Source organism: Occallatibacter sp., from assembly GCF_049802275.1.
Lineage (GTDB): Bacteria > Acidobacteriota > Terriglobia > Terriglobales > Acidobacteriaceae > Telmatobacter.
Map to the genome: position 1 here is coordinate 1 of NZ_JBARMD010000608.1, position 4,495 is coordinate 4,495.

General features: G+C 58.9%; 3 protein-coding genes. 1 reads left to right on the top strand and 2 read right to left on the bottom strand.

All coding sequences use genetic code 11. The features are described 5' to 3' along the window. Positions 1-1,776 (top strand): hypothetical protein (locus WA354_RS20730; protein WP_472814927.1); only part of this gene is annotated, 1,776 nt, incomplete at its 5' end. Between the two features lie 272 nt (positions 1,777-2,048). Here WA354_RS20730 and WA354_RS20735 read toward each other — a convergent pair. Together WA354_RS20735 and WA354_RS20740 are read right to left on the bottom strand one after the other, a co-directional pair. Beyond that, complete coding sequence (locus WA354_RS20735) at positions 2,049-3,032, bottom strand: DsbA family protein (RefSeq protein ID WP_472814928.1); 984 nt, start codon at positions 3,030-3,032, stop codon at positions 2,049-2,051. A 43-nt stretch (positions 3,033-3,075) separates the two neighbouring features. Further along, the coding region (locus WA354_RS20740; RefSeq protein WP_472814929.1) for an NAD+ synthase at positions 3,076-4,495 on the bottom strand (1,420 nt) is incomplete at its 5' end.

Sequence of the window (4,495 nt, forward strand, 5' to 3'; positions counted from 1 at the left end):
GTTACAGGAAAGGACCGCAGGCGCGCGACGAAGCTCTATCTCCAGGCATCGAAGCTTTTCGAGAACCAGGAGTACGACGCCGCAATGCGCGATTACAAGGAAGCAGCGGAGCTTGATCCGGGAAATCCCAACTATGCCGCAGCGACGGAGATTGCGCGCAGTCATGAGGTCACGGAGCTGATCCAGACAGCGGCTAAAGCGCGCATACGTGGAGACAAGACGGCAGAGCAGGCTGCTTTGGAGAAAGCGGCGAAGCTCGATCCGCGCAACATTGCGGTCGCTCAGCATCTGGACGAGATGGCTGCGGATGCGGCGAGCGAGCGGGAGAAGCCGCTGTACGACGAAGGGGTCAACTCACTGGCGCCAGCTCCGTCGTTCGCGCCGACCGCGGGCACGCATAGTTTTCATCTGAAGACCGACCGCCGCACGGTGATTCAGACCGTGTTCCGGTCGTATGGAATCGAGGCGTCAGTCGATCAGAGCGTATCAGGGCCGCCGGTGCGTTTTGACATAGACGATGTCACCTTTGACCAGGCGATGCGAGCCGTGAACATGGTGACCGATTCGTTTACGGTACCGCTGGACGCGCATCGCGCGCTGGTGGCGAAGGATACGCGCGACAACCGGCAGCAGTACATGCGGGAAGAGTTTGAGACGATCTACCTCGGCGGGTTGTCGACGGCCGATATGACCGAAGTCGGCAACATGGCGAAGACTGTTTTCCAGGTGCAGCAAGTGGCCGTGCAGCAGAGTGCGGGAACGCTGACCATTCGCGCGACGACAGACAAGCTGAACGCCTTCAATGCGACCTTGCGCGAGCTGCTGGATGGACGAAGCCAGGTGCTGCTGGATGTGCGACTGATTCAACTGGCGCACACCAACCAGCGCAATACCGGCTTGCAGCTTCCTCAGCAGATTACGGCGTTCAACGTGTACGCCGAAGAGCAGGCGATTCTGACTCAGAATGCGGCGCTGGTTCAGCAGATTATCTCGTCGGGGCTGGCGGCGCCCGGGGACACGCTGGCGATTCTGGGAATCCTGCTGGCGTCGGGACAGGTATCGAATCCGCTATTTCAGAGTGGGATTGCGCTGTTTGGCGGTGGGCTGACGTTAACCGGTGTGTCGGTGCCGCCTGTGACGTTGAATCTCAATCTGAATTCTTCTGAGTCGCGCGAGCTGGATCAAGTGCAGTTGCATTTAGGGGATGGGGAGGAGGGCACGATCAAGGCCGGATCGCGCTATCCGATCACAACGTCGCAGTATTCGAACCTGGGCACTACGGGTGTCGTGATTCCGGGGTTGACGACAGCCGGGACTTCAGGGAGCCTGAGTTCCCTGCTTTCGCAGCTGAATTCGGGATCGCAGACGATTCCTCAGATTGAATACCAGGATCTTGGGCTAACGTTCAAGGCTACGCCGCGGGTGATTCGCAATGGCGAAGTGGCGCTGACCATGGATTTGAAGATCACTGCCCTGGGTGGATCGTCGCTGAATGGCTTGCCAATCCTGAACAATCGCAGCTACTCGGGCGTGGTAACGCTTAAGGAGGGCTCGGCGATAGTGCTGGCGAGCGCAGTGGACAAGGAAGAGAGCCGCGCGCTAAGCGGGTTGCCGGGGCTCACGGAGATTCCGGGGCTGAATACGGTTACCGACACGGATGTGCAGAGGAATTATGCGAGCCTGCTGATCATCGTTTCTCCGCACGTGATTCGCGGGACGCAGGCGGCGGGACACTCGCCGATGTTGCGGATCGAGCGCGGGCAGACGACGCCGTAGATTGCGGCACAAGAACGAAAGCCCCGGGTAGAGGTTACTCCCCGGGGCTCTCTTGTGTTTGCACAATTCCGTCAGGGGCCAAAGCCCCAACGCCCTATTTGAGGTTCTTCTCGGCGCGACTGAAATCGCGGCCTGATACAAGCCCTACAGGCGCTGATACGAGATCCGACCTAAAACAGGATTCGGTAATCGCGAGTTCTTCTGCGAGCCAGAGTACGCACCGATGCAGCGCACAACAACGGACCAGGCTGCAGACAAGCGAAGATCAACGACTACGGGGTTACGTTATCCATCTTGGCCTGAAATTCGATGATTTGCTTCAGGGTCTCGTAGGGCGCGTTCGCGGGAACCTGGCGACCGTTGATTACCAGGGTGGGCACCGAGGAGATGTCGAGGTCCTTGCTGAGCTGGACTGACGATTCGACGGCAGCCTTGGTTTCAGGACTTGTCGCGCAGGCGGAGATCTTTGCAGGATCGAGACCGGCCTTGGTGGCAGCGCTATTCAAAGTAAGGGTCGCGCCATCGGCAGTTGCCAGACCATCCTGCCCTTCAAATACCGCGGCGGCAAACTGGAAGAACGCGGTACTGCCAGCCAGCTTCGCAACGCAAACTCCGTAGGCCGCTGCGGTTACCGATTGAGGATGGATGGAAGCGAGCGGGTCGTTTTGGAAAACGATTCGGGCCTTGGGGAAATCGGCTACGAGCTTTTCCATGTTGGCCTGCGCCTCTTTGCAATGCGGACACTGGAAGTCAGCGAACTCGACGAGTTCGAGATCCTTGGAAGGCGAACCACGAAAGGGGCCGTCCGCGCGTTGCTGGAGCAAAGCACGGTATTCGGCAAAAGGACGAGTGCCGAAAGGAACGACCCTATCGCCAACGATGATGTGCTTCTGATCAGGCGACGTGAAGAAGGCAAACCGATAGGGCTGCTGCTTGGCAGTCTTGTCGCCCACAAAGACGATGACCTTGCTTATGCCAGTGATCGGTGTCTTCTGGATCGCCTGAACTTGCCACATGGCGTTGGCGTCGAAGCCGAGGTTGGCCTGCATGAAGGCGTTGACGACGTCCTTGCTGGGAGTATCGGCGGTGAAGTCGGCGGGGTCGGGCGCGGGAAACGCGGGAGCAGAGGTGGCCCGAGGCGCGGGTACGGGAGCGGGTGACGTCGGAGTCTGGTCCTGCGCAAATGCAGGATAAACGGGAGAGAAAACAAGGGCTAAAGCGATTGCAGCTACCAATCGTGCTGAGTTACGAATCAAGCGAAATTCTCCTTCAATGGCGGGAAGACTCCCAACCTCTAGCTTATACCTGCACTTTGACGGCGATGGGAAAGCGGCGGCCCATGCCGAAGGACTTCGAAGTGACCTTCAAAACCGGGGCGGCCTGCTGTCGTTTGTATTCCGAGCGCTCCACCAGGTGCACTACCTGTTGGACGAGCTCGAGGGGAAAACCGTTTTTCTGTGCGATGCATTCGGGAGTCTCATAGCGTTCAACGTAGGCCTCGAGAATAGGGTCGAGGACTTCGTAGGCCGGGAGTGAATCCGTATCTTTCTGATCGGGACGCAGTTCCGCGGAGGGAGGCTTTTCGAGAATCGCCACGGGGATGATTTCGCGATCACGATTGAGCCAGCGACAGATGGCATAGACGCGGGTCTTGATAAGATCGCCGATGACAGCGAGCGCGCCCACCATATCGCCATAGAGGGTGCAATAGCCGACGGCCATTTCGGATTTGTTGCCGGTGGTGAGCACCAGCGATCCGAACTTGTTTGAGAGAGCCATGAGCAGATTGCCGCGGATGCGTGCCTGCAGGTTCTCTTCGGCGAGTCCCGGCCGGGTGCCCTGGAAGAGCGGGTCGAGGGCCCTGGTGTATTGATGGAAGAGTTCGCTGATTCCGATGATCTCAAAACGGATGCCGAGGTTGGCGGCAAGAGCGCGGCTGTCGTCGATGGAGCCCTGCGAAGAATAGGGGCTGGGCATGCCGATACAGAGCACATTTTCCCTGCCAAGGGCATCTGTGGCGATGGCGGCCACCAATGCAGAATCGATACCGCCGCTAAGAGCGATAAGGGCTTTGCTGAATCCGCACTTGCGGACGTAGTCACGTGTTCCGAGCACGAGAGCGCGATAGGCGGCTTCAGTGTCGTCATCGGGAGGACTGGAGATTGTCGCCGCGTGGAACGGATTGAACAGGACGAGATCTTCTTCGAAGGATTTCGCCTGGGCGATGAGATCTCCCTGAGCGTTGAAGGCCATGGAGGAGCCATCGAAGATGAGGCTGTCGTTGCCACCCACCTGATTGCACATGACGACAGGAATTTTGTCGCGATGGGCAATCGCGGCGAGCATCTGGTGGCGCACTTCGCGCTTGGAATGCCAGAAAGGTGAGGAAGACAGGTTGATGTGGATCGCGGGGTTCTGGCGCACCAGGTCTTCAAGGGGATCGAAGGAGTACAGGCGGCGCGGCCAGAAATTCTTATCGTTCCATGCATCTTCGCAGATGGAGATGGCGAGGCGCAGACCGTCGAGTTCAACGACTTGTTGGCGGCTCGAGGGGAGGAAATAGCGCTGCTCGTCGAAGACGTCGTAGAACGGCAGGAGGCGCTTGTGCTGTTCCAGCAGGATCGAGCCTCGATCGAGAAGGACAGCGGCGTTGACAGCAGGCTTCCACCCCAGCGACGCGGACCCGTCGCCGGGGACCCCGGGCTTGCCGGCATTAGGC